This window comes from Acidovorax sp. LjRoot194, from assembly GCF_964253015.1.
Classification (GTDB): Bacteria; Pseudomonadota; Gammaproteobacteria; order Burkholderiales; family Burkholderiaceae_C; genus Acidovorax.
Genome location: NZ_CAXUQB020000001.1, coordinates 5684202 through 5705483 on the forward strand (window position 1 = coordinate 5684202; position 21282 = coordinate 5705483).

General features: G+C 64.6%; 16 protein-coding genes. 14 read left to right on the forward strand and 2 right to left on the reverse strand.

The genetic code is table 11. From position 1 onward, the window contains the following. Nucleotides 1–632 precede the first annotated feature (632 nt). Together ACSQ3N_RS25765 and uvrA are read right to left on the reverse strand one after the other, a co-directional pair. The gene (locus tag ACSQ3N_RS25765; protein WP_436147836.1) at nucleotides 633–1520 is read right to left on the reverse strand and encodes a DUF6402 family protein; all 888 of its coding nucleotides are present in this window, start codon (nucleotides 1518–1520) and stop codon (nucleotides 633–635) included. 106 nt (nucleotides 1521–1626) lie between these two features. Next, nucleotides 1627–4608, reverse strand: a complete 2982-nt coding sequence (gene uvrA, locus ACSQ3N_RS25770; protein WP_200926947.1) for an excinuclease ABC subunit UvrA — start codon at nucleotides 4606–4608, stop codon at nucleotides 1627–1629. Between the two features lie 321 nt (nucleotides 4609–4929). Here uvrA and cysC point away from each other — a divergent pair, with 321 nt between their 5' ends. The 14 genes from cysC (at nucleotide 4930) to ACSQ3N_RS25840 (ending at nucleotide 21193) form a co-directional block, all read left to right on the forward strand. Further along, nucleotides 4930–5607, forward strand: a complete 678-nt coding sequence (gene cysC / locus ACSQ3N_RS25775; RefSeq protein ID WP_082517048.1) for an adenylyl-sulfate kinase — start codon at nucleotides 4930–4932, stop codon at nucleotides 5605–5607. After that, entirely contained in the window at nucleotides 5604–6242 is a 639-nt protein-coding gene (locus ACSQ3N_RS25780) for an aspartyl/asparaginyl beta-hydroxylase domain-containing protein (protein ID WP_235507445.1), read from the forward strand. Before cysC ends, ACSQ3N_RS25780 begins: the two co-directional genes overlap by 4 nt. A gap of 22 nt (nucleotides 6243–6264) precedes the next feature. Then, the gene (locus ACSQ3N_RS25785; RefSeq protein ID WP_156372142.1) at nucleotides 6265–7404 is read left to right on the forward strand and encodes a sulfotransferase family protein; all 1140 of its coding nucleotides are present in this window, start codon (nucleotides 6265–6267) and stop codon (nucleotides 7402–7404) included. After that, nucleotides 7394–7951 (forward strand): GNAT family N-acetyltransferase, encoded by a 558-nt coding sequence (locus ACSQ3N_RS25790; RefSeq protein WP_056171347.1) that lies wholly within the window; start codon nucleotides 7394–7396, stop codon nucleotides 7949–7951. Before ACSQ3N_RS25785 ends, ACSQ3N_RS25790 begins: the two co-directional genes overlap by 11 nt. Before the next feature lie 4 nt (nucleotides 7952–7955). Next, nucleotides 7956–8474 carry a phage tail protein gene (locus ACSQ3N_RS25795; protein WP_056171349.1) on the forward strand — a complete coding sequence of 173 codons (519 nt, stop codon included), beginning with the start codon at nucleotides 7956–7958 and terminating at the stop codon, nucleotides 8472–8474. Nucleotides 8475–8492: 18 nt separating this feature from the next. Next, nucleotides 8493–9020 (forward strand): phage tail protein, encoded by a 528-nt coding sequence (locus ACSQ3N_RS25800; protein ID WP_056171351.1) that lies wholly within the window; start codon nucleotides 8493–8495, stop codon nucleotides 9018–9020. A gap of 14 nt (nucleotides 9021–9034) precedes the next feature. Then, nucleotides 9035–9571, forward strand: a complete 537-nt coding sequence (locus ACSQ3N_RS25805; protein ID WP_056171352.1) for a phage tail protein — start codon at nucleotides 9035–9037, stop codon at nucleotides 9569–9571. Between the two features lie 76 nt (nucleotides 9572–9647). After that, nucleotides 9648–10505, forward strand: coding sequence for a sulfotransferase family protein (locus ACSQ3N_RS25810; RefSeq protein WP_056171355.1), 858 nt, complete (start codon nucleotides 9648–9650; stop codon nucleotides 10503–10505). Continuing rightward, nucleotides 10502–14854 (forward strand): DUF4347 domain-containing protein, encoded by a 4353-nt coding sequence (locus ACSQ3N_RS25815; protein WP_436147837.1) that lies wholly within the window; start codon nucleotides 10502–10504, stop codon nucleotides 14852–14854. The genes ACSQ3N_RS25810 and ACSQ3N_RS25815 overlap by 4 nt, the downstream gene beginning before the upstream one ends. A 393-nt stretch (nucleotides 14855–15247) precedes the next feature. Beyond that, nucleotides 15248–16417, forward strand: coding sequence for an MFS transporter (locus ACSQ3N_RS25820; RefSeq protein WP_056171360.1), 1170 nt, complete (start codon nucleotides 15248–15250; stop codon nucleotides 16415–16417). Between the two features lie 128 nt (nucleotides 16418–16545). After that, nucleotides 16546–17124: a single-stranded DNA-binding protein gene (ssb, locus tag ACSQ3N_RS25825; protein ID WP_056171362.1), complete on the forward strand. Its 579-nt coding sequence runs from the start codon at nucleotides 16546–16548 to the stop codon at nucleotides 17122–17124. Between the two features lie 601 nt (nucleotides 17125–17725). Next, nucleotides 17726–18301 carry a hypothetical protein gene (locus ACSQ3N_RS25830; protein ID WP_436147838.1) on the forward strand — a complete coding sequence of 192 codons (576 nt, stop codon included), beginning with the start codon at nucleotides 17726–17728 and terminating at the stop codon, nucleotides 18299–18301. 143 nt (nucleotides 18302–18444) lie between these two features. Next, complete coding sequence (locus tag ACSQ3N_RS25835) at nucleotides 18445–19158, forward strand: Bax inhibitor-1/YccA family protein (RefSeq protein WP_436147839.1); 714 nt, start codon at nucleotides 18445–18447, stop codon at nucleotides 19156–19158. Between the two features lie 460 nt (nucleotides 19159–19618). Beyond that, on the forward strand, nucleotides 19619–21193 hold the full coding sequence (locus tag ACSQ3N_RS25840) for a hypothetical protein (protein ID WP_235507446.1): 1575 nt from the start codon (nucleotides 19619–19621) through the stop codon (nucleotides 21191–21193). Nucleotides 21194–21282: the final 89 nt, after the last annotated feature.

Genomic DNA, 21282 nt, shown 5'->3' on the forward strand with positions numbered 1-21282 from the left:
TAGATCAATGCCTTTTTACCTCTACAGCTTCTGTTTGAGATTCGCGACTTCTATGGTGTCTCTGCCGTAGTTCGAACGTGGGCACTGTATTGCACACTGCGCTGAACCAGGGTGGTGGGGTTACCGGTCTTCTGGTCAATGATGGGTTCATGTATAGGACAGGCCAATCGTTAATGGCAGATAAATAACCACTCCCTAGTTACTCACCCTTTGGACAAGTCGGCATTGTGGATGTGGAGTTGCACTCAGGAGGGATGTTGTGAAAAACGGCATCCTGACCTGCCCATACCTTGCCTAAAGCGTGCGGCTCGTCGATAAGCCACATAATCTCTGCGCCCCCTTCGAGATCCACCACTGGGCTCTCACCCAACAAAGATTTTGGCTCAACCCGGTAAAGCCGAACAAAGGCCGGATCCCGGAAGTTAATATGAACCATACGCTGCCATAGTGATGGGCGATGAAATTCCAACTCATAAACTCGATGAGGACTATAATGGACCGATTGAAATTGCGACCGCGCAAAGTAACAACCCATCAAAATTGCAAAGGTCGCAAAAAAGATCCAAAAAACTTTTTGTTTTTTTAAATATCTCAAACAATCCTTAGTTTAATATTTTTAAATTAAAAAATAGTCACCATGAATATTTTATGGTTTGGGGCAAGCGTACCCTATGCAAGTCAGAAACCACCACAAAATCCCCTCCCCGACCATGCTGTTCGCGCCATAACCTGAAGTGCTTGTTATGGACCAAGTAGGTACGCCCTCGCACTTCCTCAATATCCGTAGAATTGACAAATCTCGGCGTCGTAAAAACATCTAGAGTAAACCGAGGAGTCCGTTCTACGCCTTTAAAACCCCAAAAACCAAGTGGCTGAGACAGGAATAAATCATCATTAAAATCATATGCATCTTTTAGATAAAATCCGAGCTCATCTATTTCAATGGAAAATTTTGTACTACTATCAGATGTGACAATGCCTGAGACCGCTACCTTCAGCGTAGATTGTCCCATTGCGGCATAAAAGTCATCCATAGGATCACTAAGTGCCCCTATCGGCTCTTTATTAACCTGGCAAATATTGTCGATTTCTTTGACTGGCCGACTAAGATTCCCAAAGCGCCAGCAAGATTGTGATTTTCCAAAACCCTGCCTACTAATTCGCCCATGAAGCAACTCTAAACCGGCCTTACTCGACCAATTAGTTTGTAAATTACGCAAAGCGGTTTGCACCCTTGCAAATCCAAGCGCCCATTTCATCTTAATCAGCTTTTCGTCTAGCCTCTCTTCATGCAGTTGGTGCAACAGACAGGGAGGTTCCGTACTTCGTTTCATCTCCAGACTCATTTCGAACTTTGAACTTCTGAACCAGCGGTCCATCATTGCTGCCGCCACTGGCCAGCCCATTCGCGAGCGCATAACGTCCGGGATATCACTGAGTTCAAAGAGTGGCACAGAAGGCAATCTTTGCTCTAGTTGTGTTCGCAGTTTGGCCACATCTGTTTTAACAATTTCACTCACGAAAACATTCCCAGTGTAATAAACAATATGGGGAGCGATTGTTAAAGCATTTGCAGAATAATTCCGTTTCCAAAGGTGTTTGTTGTTACTCGGCGTAATTTCGAGGTCAAAACGAAATTAAATATGGCCGCAGATATTTGCCCGTGTGACTATTCTGGTTGGCCGCCAGGTCCTCCGGCGTGCCCACGCCCACCACGGTGCCGCCGCCCGCCCCGCCCTCGGGGCCCATGTCGATGAGCCAGTCGGCGGTCTTGATGACGTCGAGGTTGTGCTCGATGATGACGATGGTGTTGCCCGCATCGCGCAGCTGGTGCAGCACCTTGAGCAGCAGGTCGATGTCCGCAAAATGCAGGCCGGTGGTGGGCTCGTCCAGGATGTAGAGCGTGCGGCCCGTGTCGCGCTTGGAAAGCTCCTGCGCCAGCTTCACCCGCTGCGCCTCGCCGCCTGACAGCGTGGTGGCCGCCTGGCCCAGGCGGATGTACGACAGGCCCACATCCAGCAGCGTCTGCAGCTTGCGGGCAATGGTCGGCACGTCCTTGAAGAAGGCGGCGGCGTCTTCCACCGTCAGCTCCAGGATCTGCGCGATGTTCTTGCCTTTCCACAGCACTTCCAGCGTCTCGCGGTTGTAGCGCTGGCCGTGGCAGATGTCGCAGGGCACGTACACGTCGGGCAGAAAGTGCATCTCCACCTTCACTACGCCGTCGCCCTGGCAGGCCTCGCAGCGGCCGCCGGCCACGTTGAAGCTGAAACGCCCGGGGCCGTAGCCACGCTCCTTGGCGGTGTTGACCTCGGCCATCAGCTCGCGGATGGGGGTGAACAGGCCGGTGTAGGTGGCCGGGTTGCTGCGCGGCGTGCGGCCGATGGGGCTCTGGTCGACGTTGATGACCTTATCGAAGTACTCGATGCCCACGATCTCGTCGTGCGCGGCGGGCTCTTCGTGCGCGCGGTACAGCTGGCGGGCCACGGCGGCGTACAGCGTGTCGTTGACCAGCGTGCTCTTGCCCGAGCCCGACACGCCCGTCACGCAGGTGAGCAGCCCCACCGGAAAGTCCACCGTCACGTTCTTCAAGTTGTTGCCCGTGGCGCCTGCCACGCGCAGCGCCTGCAGGGCGCCCTGGCGCGCGTGGTGCTCGGCCATGCGTTCGGCGCGGCGCTTGCTGGCTTCGGTCTGCGGAAAGCGCGATTTGGCCTTGGCCTCCACCACCGGTGCAGCCTGCTCGAGCACCGGCAGCCAGGGCGTGCGGCGCGGGGGCACGGCAATCGAGCGCGCGCCCGACAGGTACTGGCCGGTGAGCGACTGCGTGTTGCCACGCACTTCGTCGTACGTGCCCTGTGCCATCACGCGCCCACCGTGCACGCCCGCACCGGGGCCCATGTCGATCACATGGTCGGCGGCGCGCATCATGTCTTCGTCGTGCTCGACCACGATCACGCTGTTTCCGATGTCGCGCAGGTGTTTGAGCGTGGCGATCAGGCGGTCGTTGTCGCGCTGGTGCAGGCCGATGCTGGGTTCGTCCAGCACGTACATCACGCCCGTGAGGCCCGAGCCGATCTGGGACGCGAGGCGGATGCGCTGCGCCTCGCCGCCGGAGAGGGTCTCGGCGCTGCGGTCCAGGCTCAGGTAGCTCAGGCCCACGTCGTTCAGGAACTGCAGGCGCGTGGCGATCTCGCGCACCACCTTGTCGGCGATCTCGGCCTTGGCGCCGGTGAGCCTCAGGTCGTTGAACCAGGCATGGGCGGTGTTCAGCGTGGCGTGGCTCACTTCAAAGATGGCACGGGCCTGCTCGCCCTCGCCCAGCCGCACGTGGCGGGCTTCGCGGCGCAGGCGGGTGCCGTGGCATTCGGGGCAGGGCTGGGTGCTGCGAAAGCGCGCCAGGTCCTCGCGCACCACCACCGAATCGGTCTCGCGGTAGCGCCGCGCCATGTTGGGGATGATGCCCTCGAACGGGTGCTTCTTGGCATACACCTTGCCCTTGGAGGCCCCGCTGTCCATGATGTAGCTGAAGGCGATTTCTTCGTCGCCTGAGCCGTGCAGGATGGCCTGCTGCACCGGTGCGGGCAGCGACTCGAACGGTGCCTCGATGTTGAACGCGTAGTGCTTGGCCAGGCTCTCGAGCATCGCAAAGTAGTAGCCGTTGCGCCGGTCCCAGCCCTTGATGGCACCGCTGGCCAGGCTCAGCGTGGGAAAGGCCACCACGCGCGCCGGGTCAAACACATCGCGCTGGCCGATGCCGTCGCACGCGGGGCACGCGCCCATGGGCGAGTTGAACGAGAACAGGCGCGGCTCCAGCTCCGGCAGCGAGTAGCTGCAGACGGGGCAGGCGAACTTGCTGCTGAACAGGTGCTCCTGCCCCGTGTCCATCTCCAGCGCCAGCACGCGGCCGTTGCCCTCGTGCCCGCCCACGCGCAGCACCGACTCGATGCTCTCGGCCAGGCGCTGCTGCAGGTCGGCCCGCACCTTGATGCGGTCGATCACCACGTCGATGTTGTGCTTCTCGGTTTTCTTGAGCGCGGGCAGGTTCTCGTGTTCGTAGATCTGGCCGTCCACCCGAAAGCGCACGTAGCCCAGCGCCTGCATCTGCGCGAACAGCTCGGTGAACTCGCCTTTCTTCTCGCGCGCCACGGGCGCGAGCAGCATGAGCTTGGTGTCTTCCGGCAGGGCCAGTACGGCATCCACCATCTGGCTCACGGTCTGCGCGGCCAGCGGCAGGCCGTGGTCGGGGCAGTAGGGCGTGCCGGCGCGGGCGTAGAGCAGCCGCAGGTAGTCGTGGATCTCGGTCACCGTGCCCACGGTGGAGCGCGGGTTGTGGCTGGTGGCCTTCTGCTCGATGCTGATGGCAGGCGAGAGGCCCTCGATCAGGTCCACATCGGGCTTGTCCAGCCGCCCCAGGAACTGCCGGGCATAGGCCGACAAACTTTCCACATAGCGGCGCTGCCCCTCGGCGTACAGCGTGTCGAACGCCAGGCTCGACTTGCCCGACCCCGACAGCCCCGTGATCACCACCAGCTGGTTGCGCGGGATGTCCAGGTCGATGTTCTTGAGGTTGTGCGTGCGCGCGCCGCGGATGCTGATGCGCTGCTCGCGCAGGGCGCGGGCGAGGTACGTGCCGTCATCAGGTGTGGCGGGTGACGGGGCGGTGTGGTCGGTCACGGGGAGGGGCCTGGTGCAGGAAAACCGACCATGATAGGTCACGGCACTCCTACCTGCGCGGGGGAGTCTTGAGATTGAGAAGGACGTAGCCTCCACCGCATCGACGCGTGTATCAACGCGATCCATCGGTGCATGGGCCGGACGAGAAAGTAACACCTGTCATTTTTTTCTTGTGCGTGCAAGTGGATTCGCACATATTCACGCACAAAACCCGCCTGCACCCTTGTTTGCAAGCCCCGCAATACCTGTCCAGCTTTCATGCCCCTCCAAGATTTTTGCAGTCAGTCCGCAGTAGCACCTCAGTCCTTCACCGTCCAGCGTGAAGATCGCGAGCGGTTGGCCGGGCATGGCGGGCGCGTGATCTGGTTCACGGGGCTGTCAGGGGCTGGCAAATCCACTCTGGCCAATGCGCTGGACGTGGAACTGCACCGAACGGGGAAGCGCACTTACGTCCTCGATGGCGACAACATCCGGCGCGGCCTGTGCAAGGACCTGGGGTTTTCAGATGCGGACCGCGTGGAAAACATGCGCAGGGTGGCCGAGGTGGCGCGCCTCTTCGTCGACGCTGGCGTGGTGGTGCTGGTGGCTTTCATATCCCCGTTCCGCGCCGAGCGCCAGGCTGCACGCGAGCTGTTTGCCGATGGTGATTTTCTCGAAATCTTTGTGGATGTGCCCCTGGCCGTGGCAGAGCAACGTGATACCAAAGGCCTGTATCAGAAGGCGCGCAGCGGCCAGCTGTCCCACCTGACCGGCATCGATTCGCCCTACGAGGCCCCTACCGCGCCAAACTTGGTGCTGCGCACCGACCTGCTGTCGATCCCGGCGTGTGTGGCCCGCATGCTGGAGCTTCTGGAGGCCCGTCCGGCCCACCACTTTTCAGCGCCAAGCGGGTTGGAGCCTGTGCCGCGGAACGCTGACCGGGTACCTCTGCCATGACCATGCCGCGGGATGTTGCGAGCCTTCCCACCGACGAGCCCATGGTGCGTGGGCCGCTGTTTTCGCGCCTGGATATTCCGGTGCCGCTCGCCACGGTGCGGGCGGAGGTGTCACAGCTGATGGCGCGCGCCTGGTTGCCCCATGTCAACCGCGGTGACTACGACGGTGGGTGGGATGTGATGCCGCTGCGCTGCCAAAAGCAGCACGTCGACGCGCACCCGATCCTGCAGGGATTTTCCTTGGCCTCTGCGACCGACCTTTGGGACGATCTGCCAGCGCTGCAGCCGTGCACCGCCATTCGACAGCTGCTGGGCACCATCCGGTGCCCGCTCAAGTCCGTGCGGCTGATGCGGCTGCATGCGGGCGCCAGCATCCGGCCCCACCGGGACCACGGCCTTCACCTGGGCTGCGGCGAGGCCCGCCTGCACGTCCCCGTGTGGACGAACCCTGACGTGCACTTCATCGTCGCGGGCCACGAAATGCCCATGCACGAAGGCGAGATCTGGTACTTCAATGCCGATGAAGAGCACGAGGTCGTCAACAACAGCCGGGCCACGCGCACCCACCTGGTGATGGACTGCGTGGTCACACCGTGGCTGTTGGAGCGCATTCAGGAGGGCGCGCTCTGTGCATGAACTACGGCCGGCTTATCACGCCTTGCTCTGCTCACAGGCAGAGCTGGCGTTGTGCCGCCAGGCGCACTCGGTGGCTGGCCTGCTGGACGCGCTGCGTGCGCTCTGGGGCGTGGCCGAACAAACCGACGCATGGCTTGTGCAGGCCCTCGATACGCTCAACCGCGAGGCTCTTCCCGACGAAGTGGTGGCCCAGATGGCAGGGCTCTGGCTGCCGCACCGTTACCACGCGCGCAGCGGACGCCTGCACTGGTGCCTGCCCGACGGCCCGCCCACCGAACCTTTTCACGACGAGTACCTGAGCCGTTGCTGGCAACGCAGCGCGCTGGACCAGCTCGTCACGCCCCAGTCGTCTCTGCGCGCGTTGGCGGCCTGTGACGGGCGGGTGCCCAGGGCGCTGCCCGCGGGTTTCATTTTTCACCTGTCGCGGTGCGGCTCCACGCTGCTGTCGGGCTGCCTGTCGGAACTGGATGACGCGGTGGTGTTTTCAGAGTCTCCCGTGCTCACCGAGGTGCTGGTGGACCCCGCACTCAGTCCGCAGGACAGGCGGGCGCATCTCCAGTGCCTGATCGACCTGAAAGCGGGTCTGTTCCCCGGCCGCCGCATGGTCGTCAAATGGAATGCATGGGACATCTTTCAGTGGGATCTGCTGCGTGGCCTGTACCCCGCCGTCCCGGCAGTCGCGCTGGTGCGAGACCCTGTGGAGATCCTGGCATCCCACCACGCGCTGGCGGGTCGGCACATGTCGGGCGACCCCTCGCTGGCCTGGGTTGACCGGGTGTTCTCTACGTCCAAAGCAGCCTCGGTGCTGGAGCATCGCATAGGCGTGCTCGAAGGGATGATGCAGGCCATGGGGGCCCTCGAAGGGTCGCCCGCTCTGGCCCGCATCGACTACGCGCAGTTGGACGGCCAGACCATCCGGCAGGTGGCTTCCCTGTTCGGCCTGCGATGCGGTGCAGAGGACTGGTCGCGGATGGAGCAGCGGATGCAGAGCAACGCCAAGTTACCGGGCACCCGCTTTGCGCCTGACCGTGCCCGCAAGGCGGCGGTCTTCAGTGCGGACGAGAGCCTGAGCATTCGGCAGCGGCTGTCTGGATTGCACCGGTCGCTGGTGCCGCAGCCAGAGCAGCGCGCGCCGCAGCGGGAGGTGGCACATGCCTTGTGACATCGACAGCGAGGCGCCCGTGCGCACCCGCCTGAGCCATCCGGACGATGCTGCCTTTCTGTTCGCGCTCTTCGCCGCGAACTGCACGCACCTTCATGCGCTGGGCCTGCCCACCGCAGCCCTGGATGCGATGCTTGCACAGCAATACGCCTTTCGGCAGGCCGACTACCGCCGCCGCTTCCCTTCCGCCCAGACGCTCATCGCACTGGCCGACGAGACGCCTGTCGCCCAGATGATCGTCCACGACGACGGCACCGCCCTCCACATCGTCGACGTCGCGGTGGTGCCGCCTCTGCACGGGCGAGGGTATGGCGCGGCCATGGTCCGGCAAGTTCAAGCCCAGGCACACAGGGATCGTCGTCAATCGGTCACGTTGGCTGTGGACCCTCAAAACCAACGGGCGCTGCGCCTGTACCTGGCGCTGGGTTTCGAGACCGTGGAAACGCACCCGGTTCAATGGCGCATGGCTTGGCACCCCGGCATGTCTTCTGCGGACAGACCAGCGAGCGCGGGCCCCCTGTCAATCTTCCCCACCACGAAAGGCTGAAACAATGGCAAACCCTTACCTCGGCGAGATACGCCTGCTGCCCTATGCCTGGCCCCCCAAGGGCTGGATGCTGTGCCAGGGGCAGACGCTCGCCATCAACAGCAACCAGGCCTTGTTTTCCTTGCTGGGCATCACGTACGGGGGCAACGGCAGCACCACTTTCCAGCTGCCGGATCTGCGCGGACGCTCGATCCGGCATGCCACGCCAGACGAGCCGCCCGGCACGGTGGGGGGACAGGAGTCAGTCACGCTGATGTCGGGCCAGATGCCTCAACACGGCCACAACTTGATGGCCAGCACGGGCAATGGCAACTCCGCCACCTTCGCTGACGCCGCCGTGGCCTGCGCAGTGGCAGGCGGCAACCCTGTCAACCTCTACGCGGATGCTGCAAGTCCTTTGCAGGCCCTTGCGCCCGACTCGGTGAGCGCGCAAGGCGCAAGCCAACCGCATGACAACTGTCAGCCCTCGCTGGTGATGAACTACTGTATCGCCATCTCAGGGATTTTCCCTTCCCGCAACTAACTCATCGAGAGACCGATCATGGATTCCTATGTCGGAGATATCCGTCTTTTTGCCGGAAACTACGCGCCCCGCGGCTGGCTGCTGTGCAACGGTGCCGTGCTCAACATCAGCGAGTACGACACACTGTTCACGCTCATCGGCACGGCCTACGGAGGCGACGGGCAGAACACCTTTGCGCTGCCGGACCTGCGTGGCCGCGTGCCGGTGGGCCAGGGTACGGGACCCGGCCTGACCCCGCGGGTGCTGTCGCAGGTGTACGGCAGCGAGAGCGTCACGTTGTCCACGGCACAGCTGCCGCAGCACACTCACACGCTCAATGCCACTGCCGCGACCGCCACCAGCGCAAAACCGGAAGGCATGCTGCTCGCACAGACCGGCGCGGACAACCTCTACGGGCCCCTGCCCTCCAGCGGTCCACTGCCGGAAACCATGACGGCAAGTACCGTATCGGCCGCTGGCGGCAACCAGGCGCACGCCAACATCATGCCCACCATGGCCATGAACTACATCATTGCCTATGTGGGCATTTTCCCAAGCCGCAATTGAACTAGAAAGACCGTATGGAACAGTTCATCGGAGAGATCAGGGCATTCCCTTACAGCTTCCCGCCCAAGGATTGGGCCTATTGCAATGGTCAAGTCATGACCATCATGAGCAATACGGCCCTGTTCTCGATTTTGGGGGCGACTTATGGCGGAGATGGCAAAACCACGTTTGCTCTGCCCAATCTGCAAAGCCGCGTGGTGGTCGCGCCCGGCCAGGGCCCAGGCCTCAGCACGTGGGTGCTGGGTGAAATGCCAGGGACTGACAGCGTCACGCTGATGCCGACCGAGATGCCTTTGCACAACCATCTCATCACAGGCATGAACAATCCAGGCACTGAGCCGGCGCCCAAAGGCGACGCTTACCTGAGCCGCGATGTGCGCGGAGGCACTGGTGTCATCCAGTACATGCAAACGGGTGCAGCGCCCTCCACGCCCATGTCCTCCAACAGTATCGCTGTCAACGGCGGGACGCAGCCCCATGAGAATCGACAGCCCTTCCTGGTGCTGAGATATTGCATCGCGCTGCGGGGCGATTTCCCCGCCCGCAACTGACGCGGCCTCCCGTACACAGTACCAGTACGCCCTGTGCGCCCCGGCAACGGCCGGGTGCACCCGCCGCCACATTCACATGCCCCAGACCCTGCATTTCATTTCCGGCCTTCCCCGTTCGGGCTCCACCCTGCTCGCAGGCATCCTGCGCCAGAACCCGCGCTTTCACGCGGCCATGAGCAGCCCTGTGGCAGGCCTTGTCAACGGCGTGCTGGAGCAGATGGGGGCAGGCAGCGAGTCCTACGCTTTTTTCGACGCGACCAAGCGAAAGGCCATCTGCCGCGCATTGATCGATGCCTATTACGCTGACAAGACCGAGCCCGTCATCTTTGACACCAACCGCCACTGGACGGCACGCATGCACCAGTTGGCCGAGCTGGTGGGCGGCTTCAAGATGGTCTGCTGCGTGCGCAACCCCGCCTGGGTGATGGACAGCTTCGAGGTCATCCACCGCAAGAACCCGTTCGACTACAGCCGCATGTACAACGCGGGGAGCCGGCACACGGTCTACTCGCGCTGCGAGGTCATGATGTCTGCGGGCGGCTCCGTGGGCAGCGCTTGGACCGCGCTCAAGGAGGCCTACTACGGCGAGTTCTCTGACCGGCTTTTGCTGGTGGATTACGACCTCCTCACGCAGCACCCCCAGCGCACCCTGGAGCTGATCTACCGCTTCCTCGGCGAGGAGTCGTTCCAGCACGACTTCGACAACGTCGAGTATTCCGAGAACGAGTTCGACCAGCACCTCGGCGTCAAGGGCCTGCACGATGTGAAGAAGAAGGTCGCCTTCAAGCCGCGACGCAGCATCCTTCCCCCGGACCTGTTCGCCAAATACCAGGACATGGACTTCTGGCAGGACCAGACCGGTACCTCGGCCAGCATCGTCGCCCCCCGCCGGGCCAACGTTCCCAATACGCACACTACCAAGGACACCCCATGAACCGTGCCCTGCTCAGCGGCCTTTCGACGCTGCTGTTTCCCTTTGCAGCCCACGCCGCGGCCACCTCGGCCGGGGGATACCTGATGCGTGGGGGCTATCAGCCGCGCAGCCATGCGCGCCTGCAGATAGACGCCTTGAGCCCCGCCGTCACGGCGCCCCAAAAGGCCAAGCCATCGGCCCGGCATGCCGCTGCACCGACCGACGTCGCCACCCTGGATATCCTGCAGCAGCCGGTGGCCACCGAACTGGTGGTCATCGACGGCTCCGTCGCCGACAAAGCCACGCTGTACCGGGGCCTGAAGCCCGGCGCGGTGGCCGTGGAGATCGATCCAGCACTGCCCGGCCTGCCCCAGCTGGCCGATGCCTTGCGCGGCCACCGCAACCTGGCAGCCATCCACGTGGTATCGCACGCCAGCGCCGGCGTGCTGCTGCTGGGCAACAGCCGCATCACACCCGAAAACGCCCACGAGGAACTGGCTGCTCTGTCCGCGCTGCGCGAGGCGGTACGGCCCGGTGCCGATCTGCTTTTCTATGGCTGCGATCTGGCGGCTAGTTCGGAGGGCAGCGCCTTGCTGGACATCGTTCGGCAGCAGACCGGCCTGGATGTGGCTGCCTCCAGCAACCCCACAGGCAGCCTTGCGCTCGGAGGAGACTGGGACCTGGAGGTGGTGCGCGGAAGCATCGAAACCACCGTGGCGTTCTCGGACAAGGCTTTGAAGGATTTCTCGCATGTGCTGGTGGCATCGAGCGGCACCAAGACCTTCTCTTCGGGCTGGACGGACAACAACACCAGCCTGAACTCCACGGACTTCATCGTCACCGGCAAGGACAGCGGCGGAAGCCTCATCACCAACATCAGCATCTACGTTGGGCCCCCCAATCCTGCCTACCTGCAGACCGGGTACAACGCAACCACCACAGGCACTTACTTCCAGGTCGCAGCGGACGGCGTGAACACCGGGGCTTTCGAACTCACGGGGCTGGTGGCAGGGGAGTACGGCACAGGTCCTACCGCAGGGCAATTCACCAATGTGCACATCGTCGGCATCAAACCCGACAACACGACGGTGACTTCGACCTCGATCAATGGGACAGCAACTCCGCAGGAAACGTTTTCGTTCGGGGCAGGCCAACTGGCGAACTTCGCTGGCGTCAAGCTCAAGGCTTTCAAGCTGGTGTTCGATACCAGCGGCGCTTCCACTACCAAGCCCTATTTCGAATTCCGCAACTTCACCATCCAGGGGGCCATCGGGCCCGTCCCCTTCGTGTCCGACGGCCGCATCAGCATCTCAGGCGGCTCGGGTACCGGCGGCGCGTACAAGATCGGCGACACCGTCACCGCCACCTGGAACAACACCGCCGGTGGCGACAACAACAGCGGCATCACGGGCGTCACGGTGGACTTCAGCCAGTTCGGCGGCGGCTCTGCCGTGCCGGCCTCCAACAGCGGCAACACCTGGACAGCCACCTACACCATCACGGCGGGCTCCATTGACGCCACCAACCGCAATGTCAGCGTCACCGCCACCAATGCCGGCGGCAGCACCACCACGGCCGACACCACCAACGCCACGGTGGACAGCGTTGCCCTCACCGTTACGGACGGCAGTATCAACATCAGTGGTGCTTCGGGCATTGGGGGCGCCTACCGGATCGGCGATACCGTCACGGCCACGTGGGACAACACGGCCGGCGGCGACAACAACACCGACATCATCAACAGCGTGACGGTGAACTTCGCCCAGTTCGGCGGCGGTGCCGCGGTGCCGGCCACCAACAGCAGCGGCACCTGGACGGCGACCTACACCATCGTGGCAGGGGGCATCGCTGCCAACAACCGCAACGTCGTCGTTACCGCCCAGGACAACGCCGGCAATGCGACAACTACGGGTGACACCACCAACGCCGCCGTGGACAACATCGCGCCGTTCGTCAGCAGCATCGCGGTGAACGGGTCGCCCGGCAGCGGCGCCACCAGCATGGCTTTCACGGTGAGCTTCAGCGAGTCCGTGGCCAACGTTTCCACCGACGACTTCACGCTCGTGGGGACGGGGTCGGCATCCGGCAGCATCGCCAGCGTGTCCGCAAGCACCGGGTCAACCGTCAACGTGAACATCGCCGGCATCAGTGGCACAGGCACCCTCAAGGTCAACCTCAATGGGGGCACCAACATCATTGATGGTGTGGGCAACTCCATACCCGCGTACAACGGCGGCAGCACGCACACGGTGAACGTCCTCACCGCGCCAGGCGCCCCCACGATCGGCACCGCCACGCCGGGCGATGCCCAAGCCTCCGTGACGTTCTCCGCGCCGGCCAGCAATGGCGGCTCCGCCATCACGACCTACACCGCCACGGCCAACCCGGGAGGGGCCACTGGCACATGCGCGGGGCCGGCAGCCTGTACCGCGACAGTCACCGGGCTCAACAACGGCACGGCCTATACCTTCACCGTCACGGCTACCAACGGCGTGGGCACCAGCACGGCGTCTGGCGCATCCAACTCCGTGACGCCCAAGGGCAACCAGACGATCACCTTCGCGAACCCAGGCCCGCAGAGCTTCGGCACCTCGCCCACATTGACGGCGACCGCCTCCTCCAGTCTGGCACCGACGTTCACTTCGTCCACCACAGGCGTATGCACGATCACGGGTGGCGGCACGCTGACGTTCGTGACGGCTGGCTCCTGCACCATCAGCGCAGACCAGGCCGGCAACGGCACCTGGAACGCGGCCACCACGGTGCCGCGTACATTCACGGTCAACGCCATCGTGCCCGGCGCACCTACCATCGGTACCGCCACGGCGGGCGACACCCAGGCATCGGTCACCTTCAGCGCACCGGCCAGCAACGGGGGGGCCGCCATCACAGGGTATACCGTCACCTCCAGTCCGACGGGGATAACGGGCACCGGCGCAGGCTCACCCATCACCGTGACCAGTCTGACCAATGGCGTGGCCTACACCTTCACCGTCACCGCGACGAACAGCGCGGGCGCGGGGCCGGCCTCGGCGGCCTCCAATTCGGTCACGCCGGCATCGCCACAGACGATCACCTTCGCCAATCCGGGGACGCAGACCTACGGCACCAGCCCGAACCTGTCCACCCTGGGCGGGGGCGCTTCCTCCACCTCGGGGCTGCCGGTAACCTTCACCTCGTCCACGACGGGTGTGTGCACCATCACCTCCGCAGGGGTGTTGACCTTCGTCACGGCCGGCACCTGCACCATCAACGCCAACCAGGCGGGCAACAGCAGCTTCCTGGCGGCCACCCAGGTCTCTCGGTCGTTCACGGTCAGCCCCGTTGTGCCGGCCGCCCCCACATCCGTGGTCGCCACGGCGGGCGACACCCAGGTGTCGGTGGCGTTCGTAGCGCCCACCAATACCGGCGGTACGGCCATTACGGGGTACACCGTGACCGCCAACCCGCCCGACGTGGCACCGGTCGGCGGAGCATCGTCGCCCATCGTGGTCACGGGCCTGACCAACGGCCAGGCCTACACCTTCACCGTGACGGCGGACAACGCCGCTGGCACGGGCGCGGCTTCCGCGGCATCCAACTCCGTCACGCCCAAAGCCGTCCAGACCATCACCTTCACCAACCCGGGCACGCAGAACTTCGGGACCACCCCCACGCTGACAGCCACCTCCGACTCTGGTTTGTCACCGACATTCACCTCCGGCTCGCCGGGCTCGTGCTCCATCACTCCCGGCGGTGCGCTGACCTTCTTGACGGCGGGCAACTGCACCATCAATGCAGACCAGGCGGGCAACGGCAGTTATCTGGCAGCGGCACAGGTCACCCGTACCTTCTCCGTGAATGCGCAGTTGGTAGTGTCCGGCGCGGTCCCGGGCATGGCAGGCTTGGCCACTGCCACCCTGTCGGGCGGCGGCGCCGCTTGTACGCTCAACAGCGGCGGCACAGCGTTCATCACGCCTGGCAGTACGCCGGGAGGCTATACGCTTCCCCATGGTGGCTTCCAATTCCTCGCCACGGGCTGCACGAGCAATGTCACCCTCACGCTGAACTATCCGGATCCCCTCCCGGCAGGTGTGCAGTTCTGGAAGCTCGGGCCAGCCACGCCCGGCGCGCTCACCTCCACCTGGTTCGCCTGGACCGGCGCCACCTTGAGCCCCGACCGCCGTACGGTGGTCTACACAGTGACCGACAACGGCGTCGGCGATTCCGACTCTGCGCTGGGCACCATCCGCGACCCGTTCGCGCCCGCCCTGGCCGCACCCGGAAGCGGCGCTGTGGGAATTCCTGTCGACAACCCTTGGGCGCTGGCCCTCATGGCGTCCATCGTCGGCTGGCTGGGAGTGAGATACCGCCAACGCCGCGCCGGCTGAGGCGCTGCACCATTGCCGCACCCATCCTGACAGCCAAGGGGGTGCGGCATGGAGGGCCGGCAACCGGACGCGCATGCCGCCTGAAGAGACGCCGACACGCAGGCCAGCGGGCCGCATTGCTCGGCACGGGCCCGCCGCGCGGATGCGGTGCTTGAGAGGATGCTTGCGGCCACCGCCACAGCACACGTCTGTCACCAGCCCCGCACGCAGCAGCGGGCATTTGGGGCACATAACCCGCGTGAATCAGCCCCGGTCCAGACCGGTTTGGGAGCCCACCGAGGCGATGGGCGAAAATCGCGGCTTCGCTTGCTTTCACCCACGCCCCCATCCGTGCGCCCCGACGTGCCCCAGCCCTTGCCAACCGCCGCTTCCGCGCCCGTGTCTCCCTCCGCCATGACCCCGCTGGAGCGCCGCTCCAGCCTCAGCCTGGCACTCATCTTCGCGCTGCGCATGCTGGGCCTGTTCCTGGTGTTGCCCGTGTTCGCGCTGGAGGCCCGCAAATATCCCGGCGGCGACGACCCGGCGCTGGTGGGCTTGGCGATGGGCATCTACGGCCTCACGCAGGCGATGCTGCAATTGCCGCTGGGCATGGCATCCGACCGGTTTGGCCGCAAGCGCGTGATCGTGCTCGGGCTGCTGGTGTTCGCTGCCGGCAGCCTGCTGGCGGCGCTGGCCGACTCCCTCACCGGGCTGCTGGTGGGCCGTGCGCTGCAGGGCGCTGGTGCCGTGTCTGCCGCCGTGACGGCGCTGCTGGCCGACCAGACGCGCGACGCGGTGCGCACCAAGGCGATGGCGCTGGTGGGTGGCAGCATCGGCCTGATGTTCGCCGTGGCATTGGTGGCGGCACCTGTGCTGACGGCACATATCGGTCTGGGGGGCTTGTTCGGTCTGACCTGCGCCCTGGCCCTGGCAGGCATTGCGGTGGTGCTGTGGTGGGTGCCGCCCGAGCCGCTGCAGCACAAGAACGCTCCCCGCGACCGTCTGGCCGATGTGTGGGCGCACCCCGATCTGCTGCGCCTGAACCTGGGCGTCTTCGTGCTGCACACGGTGCAGCTGTCGATGTGGGTGGCCGTGCCGGCCATGCTGGTGCAGGCGGGGCTGGCCAAGGACCACCACTGGCAGGTATACCTGCCCGCCGTGGTGCTGTCTTTCGCGGCGATGGGCGGGTTGTTTGCGATGGAGCGGGCGGGGCGCTTGCGTGCCGCGCTGCTGGGCGCCATTGCGCTGGTGCTGCTGGTGCAGGTGGGCCTGGGTGCGCTGGCCGCCAGCGGCATGCAGGCCACCCTGTGGGTGCTGGGGCCGCTGCTGTTCGTATTCTTTTGCGGGTTCAACGCACTGGAGGCCAGCCAGCCCAGCCTGGTGTCGCGCATGGCGCCGCCGCTGCTGCGCGGTGCCGCCCTGGGCAGCTACAACACCTTGCAGTCGCTCGGTCTGTTTGCCGGTGGGGCCCTGGGCGGCGCGCTGGTGAAGTGGGCGGGGGCACCGGGCCTGTTTGCGGTGACGGCGGGGCTGACGGCCCTGTGGCTGGTGCTGACCTGGCCTTTGCGGCCCGTGGGGCGCTGACCGGCCCCTCCGGCCGGGCGTTTCGCGTTGTGGCCCGGGCTGGCGACGTTGCGGCACAATGGAGCGTTTGGCGCCTGGACTCCTTCTCAACGACGGGCGCCCTTTAACTTCAAGGTAGGTAGAGCAGCATGGCATCCGTGAACAAAGTCATCATCGTCGGCAACCTGGGCCGCGACCCTGAAATGCGTACTTTCCCCAGTGGCGATCAGGTGGCCAACGTGACGATTGCCACCACCGACAAGTGGAAAGACAAGCAAAGCGGCGAGATGCGCGAAGCCACCGAATGGCACCGCGTGGTCTTCAACGGCCGCCTGGCCGAGATCGCCGGCCAGTACCTGCGCAAGGGCTCGCAGGTGTACGTGGAAGGCTCCCTGCGCACCCGCAAATGGACCGACCAGAGCGGCGTGGAAAAGTACAGCACCGAAATCCGTGCCGACCAGATGCAGATGCTGGGCAGCCGCCAGGGCATGGGCGGCGGTGGCGGTGGCGGCCAGCAAGGTGGCGGCGGTTATGACGACGGCGGTGGCTACGGTGGCGACCAGGGCGGCGGTTACGACCAGGCCCCCCCTCCACGGCGTGCAGCCCCTGCACCGCAGCAGGCAGCCCGCCCACCGGCTCCGGCACAGCGCCCCGCACCTGCGCCCGCAGCGCAGGCACCCCGCGCGGCGTCGGGCTTTGATGACATGGACGACGATATTCCGTTCTGACGACAGACAGGCACAGAGCCAGCAGCCAGTAGGTGGGTGAGTGGCCGGGCGCAACAGCCGCGGCCCTCCCTGCTCTGCTGACTGCAGCGTTTCGCCCCGCAGCTGGGCTCTGACGCAACCGCCAGACGTGCGCGCTGTGCAACGCAGCGCCGGGCAGACCATTTTGCAGGTTCTGCACCCAGCCCCGCTCCCCCTGAAACCTTGACTTTGACCTTGCGTTTGCAGGCCTGGCGCTGCCATGGATGGGGCGGAGCATTGCGCTGCGGGCCTGCGGCCGGGCTACCTGCGTGCGCGGACCGGTCTGTACTGTGGACGTGCTGAAGTCTCACTGAGCTGAGCGGACCAGCCGTGGCCGCTCGGGCCTCAGCAACTCAGTACAAAAACTGACCCACTCCTTACACGAATTCCACTCGCCGCGAAAGGGCATGTTTGTCAAGTTGCGGCAACCATGCTACGCGCGCAACACTTTGAAACATCCCTCACACCTAACTCGCAGATCATCGCGGCCTTGGCGTTTTTATCGCCAATGCGCGCTCCGTTGCAGCCTGAACGGCGAGCCGGCGGACCAAAAAAACACACACAACACACACAGGGAGTTTTCATGGGATTCGTCCGCAAAATCTTGATTTTCATCACCGGCTACGCATGGCTGCTGTTGATTGCAGGCCCCGGCTTGATCGGCATGTCCGTCTGGAGCCAGTGGAAGGCCGACGGCGACCACGCCTACAAGGCGCGCGAGCAGCTCACCTCGGTCGCAGGCACCGTGACGGGCGCTTCTGAAGTCACCGTGACGCGCAAGCGCCGCACCACCAAGAAGTACTACGAAATCACCGTGAAGCCCGAGGCCGGCGGCGAAGACCGCAAGCTGCGCATCGACCACAGCACGCAGCCTGCCCTGGTGGGCAACCTGATCGATGAAAAGGTGACCGCGCTGTTCGACTCCAGCGACAACGACCTCGTCTATGAAATCGTGACGGGTGGCCAACCCGTGATCGCGTACGAAGCCAGCAAGCAGCGCCTGCTGGCCGACGCCCAGTCCAGTGCCAAGTCGTTCAGCGGTGCAGGCATGTGGATCCTGGCGGTCTTCCTGACCCTGGTGGGCGCCGGCGGCGTGTGGGCCAACCGCAAGCTGCGGCGCAGCGAAGACCAGCAAGACGCGCAGGCTGCATCCGCCTGACGCTTTCAGGACGTGGCGGCCCGCACCGGTGCCGGCACCCCGCAAGACACACGAGAGGGAGGGAGGGGGAGCGCCCGGCGCGCGCCCCTCTCACACAGCGTGATCACAGCAACCATAAGTTTCATCACCGGAGGACCTACACCATGAATCCCAACGCACTGTCGCCTCAGACACCCGCCGGCGCACCGCTGGAGCGGCGCGATTTCATCGTCTCGACGTACAAGCACCTGGGCGCCGCCATCCTGGCTTTCGTCGTGCTCTCCGCCGTTCTGATGATGAGCGGCTTTTCGACCACCACAGCGAAGATGCTGATGAGCAGCGGCAACAAATTCATCTGGCTGGGCGTCATGGGCGCCTTCATGCTCGTGGGCTGGCTGGCATCCCACCTGGCCGACAACGCCGAGAACCCGCAGACCCAGCTGATGGGCCTGGGCCTGTACGTGCTGGCCGAAGGCCTGATCTTCGCGCCGATGTTCGGCATCGCCCAGCTGCTGGTGCCTGGCGCCATCGGTGCGGCTGCGTTCATCACGCTGCTGATGGTGGCGGCGCTCACCTGGACGGCGTTCACCAGCAAGTCCGACTTCTCGTTCCTGGGCGGCATCCTCAAGGTAGGCGGCCTGGTGGCGCTGGGCACCATCGTGGCCGGTGCGATCTTCGGCTTCAAGCTGGGTATCTGGTTCTCCGGGATCATGGTGCTGTTTGCCGGCGCCTGCGTGCTGTACGACACCTCGCGCATCATTCACGACTACCCGGCCGACCGCCCTGCAGGCGCTGCGCTGCACCTGTTCGCCTCCATCGCGCTGATGCTCTGGTACGTGCTGCGCATCCTCATCAGCCTGGCGACCAACGACGATTGATACCCCCAGCCGAGCCCGCGCCAGACACGGTGCGGCACCACAGGCTGACAAGGCCGGACACCTGCGAGGGTGCCCGGCCTTTTCTTTTGGCGGCGGTGGACACGCCAAAAATGCCCCTGCCGCTTGTTGTGATTGCCTTTATTGCTACACATTTCATAGCTACCACACCGTAGCCATCGATCACGTCGGCCTGGGCCCACGGCAGTCATTCCCGCCGGGGCCGCCGCTACGCCTGGAAGCGATTTTTAGCAGGCCTTTTTACCCATAGCTGGCACAATTGGATACAGCAGCCCGGCCCCGCACGCAGTGTTTTGGCCGGGCGGTCTCTCGGGCTGGACGGGCATTGCTCTCGCTGTCTTTTGCGCTGGCCTCGGCCACCAGGCGGCTGACAAGTCCACGCTGCCGCAGAGTGCCACGCCCCGAACTCCCGTCATTTCCAGCATCTTCTTTCCAGTCCATCATGCGCAAATTCTCCTGGCTCTCCCTGACATGTGCGGCATTGCTTGCCAGCTGCGGCGGCGGCTCCTCCGACGGGGGGGACGTGGGCCCCGCACCCGGCGTGCAGCAGTACCCGGGCGGCGTCTGGTCCGGCACCGTGGGCACGGGCGCGCTGCAGCGCCAGGTGTTTGGCTACATCGACCCCGGCCCGCTGGGAACTGGCGGTGAGTTCTACCTGGCGCGCGAGGCGGCCAGCTCTGCAGGGTATGACGGCCTGTACGGGCGCCTCAGCGTCGACCGCACCACGGTGCTCGCCACCGGCGTGACCTACTTTTCGGTGCGCGACGGCAAGTTCGCCACCAACGTGACGCTGCGCGGCACCGCATCGGCCAGTGCGGCCACCGGCCGCACCAATGCCATCAGCGGCAACTACAGCGACCCCATCGCCACCGCGGCAGCCACCGGCGCCACGACCACGTTCAAGCTCAACTACAGCGATCTGAACAACCACCCCGCACGCCTGTCGCTGATGGAGGGCACCTACCGCGGCGGCGGCGTGTTCGGGGGCAGCTGGGTGCTGTCCATCACCGCGCAGGGCGCGCTCACGGGCTCCGTCGGAGCGTGCACCGTGACGGGCACCGTGATCCCGCGCGCCAGCGACTCGGCCGTGTACGGCGTGTCCATGAACCTCTCGGGCAACGAGACGCTGTGCGCCGGCGCAGGCACCACGCAGGCGGGCGTGGCCGTACTCAAGTTCGACACGAGCCCCACGGAGCGCAGCGGCATCTGGATGATGACCCGCAACGCCACCGGCCCGTCCAACACCTTCGTGCTGGAAGGCAAGGCCGACGGCCCGAACAACCCCACGCCAGCCCCCACCGCCCAGAGCGCAGCGGGCAACTGGACGGGCACCGTCAGCGGGTCGGGCGCCACGTCGGTGTCCGCTTCGGTGCTGCCCGACGGCGGCTACTTCTTCTACCGCCCGATCGGCGCGGGCTACGACTCGCTATACGGCACGCTGCTCGTCACCGCCGGCAGCAGCCTCGTGAGCTCCAACGATGGTGCGTACTTCAATCACCAGAATCCGCTGGAGACGCAGTACACCGAGTCGATGGTGCTCAGCGGCGATGCACGCACGGGCGTGAGCTTCACCGGCACATATGCCAACCCTGCCCAGGGCAGCGCTGCGACAGCGTTCTCGATGGTGCCGGACACCACCTTCCCGTACAACGCGCTGTTGTCCTCGTCGGTTGCGCGCTTGGCGGGCACGTACAGCAGCCCCTCCATCGGCTTTGGCGGCACCAGCATGACCCTCACGCTCAACGCGCTGGGCGAGATCAAGGGCACCACCAGCAGCGGCTGCGCGCTCACGGGCGTGGTCAGTGCGTATGAAGGCGGCGGCAACAATCTCTACCGCGTGCAGAACCTGGCCTATACCGGTGGCGGCTGCCCGTTCAACAGTTCGCCCAACCAGACGGGTGTGGCATCTGCCCGCTTCGATGCGGCAGGGCAGACCGTGACGGGCCTGCGCGTCCTCACGGCCGCGCGCACATTGACGGGCGTGCGCTTCCAGACGGTCTTCATCGGTACGCGCTGAGCATGGATGGACCGGGGTGGTGGTGCCTGACGTACCCTGCCCCCCAAACTACCACGCCATAAAAAAGACCCCCCATGCTTCGGCGTGGG

Bases quoted from the DNA above. Each gene is read 5' to 3' on its own strand.
- ACSQ3N_RS25810 (WP_056171355.1), top strand. From the start codon at position 9,648: ATGCCCCAGACCCTGCATTTCATTTCCGGCCTTCCCCGTTCGGGCTCC.
- ACSQ3N_RS25840 (WP_235507446.1), top strand. From the start codon at position 19,619: ATGCGCAAATTCTCCTGGCTCTCCCTGACATGTGCGGCATTGCTTGCC.
- ACSQ3N_RS25830 (WP_436147838.1), top strand. From the start codon at position 17,726: ATGGGATTCGTCCGCAAAATCTTGATTTTCATCACCGGCTACGCATGG.
- ACSQ3N_RS25790 (WP_056171347.1), top strand. From the start codon at position 7,394: ATGCCTTGTGACATCGACAGCGAGGCGCCCGTGCGCACCCGCCTGAGC.
- ACSQ3N_RS25800 (WP_056171351.1), top strand. From the start codon at position 8,493: ATGGATTCCTATGTCGGAGATATCCGTCTTTTTGCCGGAAACTACGCG.
- cysC (WP_082517048.1), top strand. From the start codon at position 4,930: ATGCCCCTCCAAGATTTTTGCAGTCAGTCCGCAGTAGCACCTCAGTCC.
- ssb (WP_056171362.1), top strand. From the start codon at position 16,546: ATGGCATCCGTGAACAAAGTCATCATCGTCGGCAACCTGGGCCGCGAC.
- ACSQ3N_RS25795 (WP_056171349.1), top strand. From the start codon at position 7,956: ATGGCAAACCCTTACCTCGGCGAGATACGCCTGCTGCCCTATGCCTGG.
- ACSQ3N_RS25805 (WP_056171352.1), top strand. From the start codon at position 9,035: ATGGAACAGTTCATCGGAGAGATCAGGGCATTCCCTTACAGCTTCCCG.
- ACSQ3N_RS25815 (WP_436147837.1), top strand. From the start codon at position 10,502: ATGAACCGTGCCCTGCTCAGCGGCCTTTCGACGCTGCTGTTTCCCTTT.
- ACSQ3N_RS25835 (WP_436147839.1), top strand. From the start codon at position 18,445: ATGAATCCCAACGCACTGTCGCCTCAGACACCCGCCGGCGCACCGCTG.
- ACSQ3N_RS25820 (WP_056171360.1), top strand. From the start codon at position 15,248: ATGACCCCGCTGGAGCGCCGCTCCAGCCTCAGCCTGGCACTCATCTTC.
- ACSQ3N_RS25780 (WP_235507445.1), top strand. From the start codon at position 5,604: ATGACCATGCCGCGGGATGTTGCGAGCCTTCCCACCGACGAGCCCATG.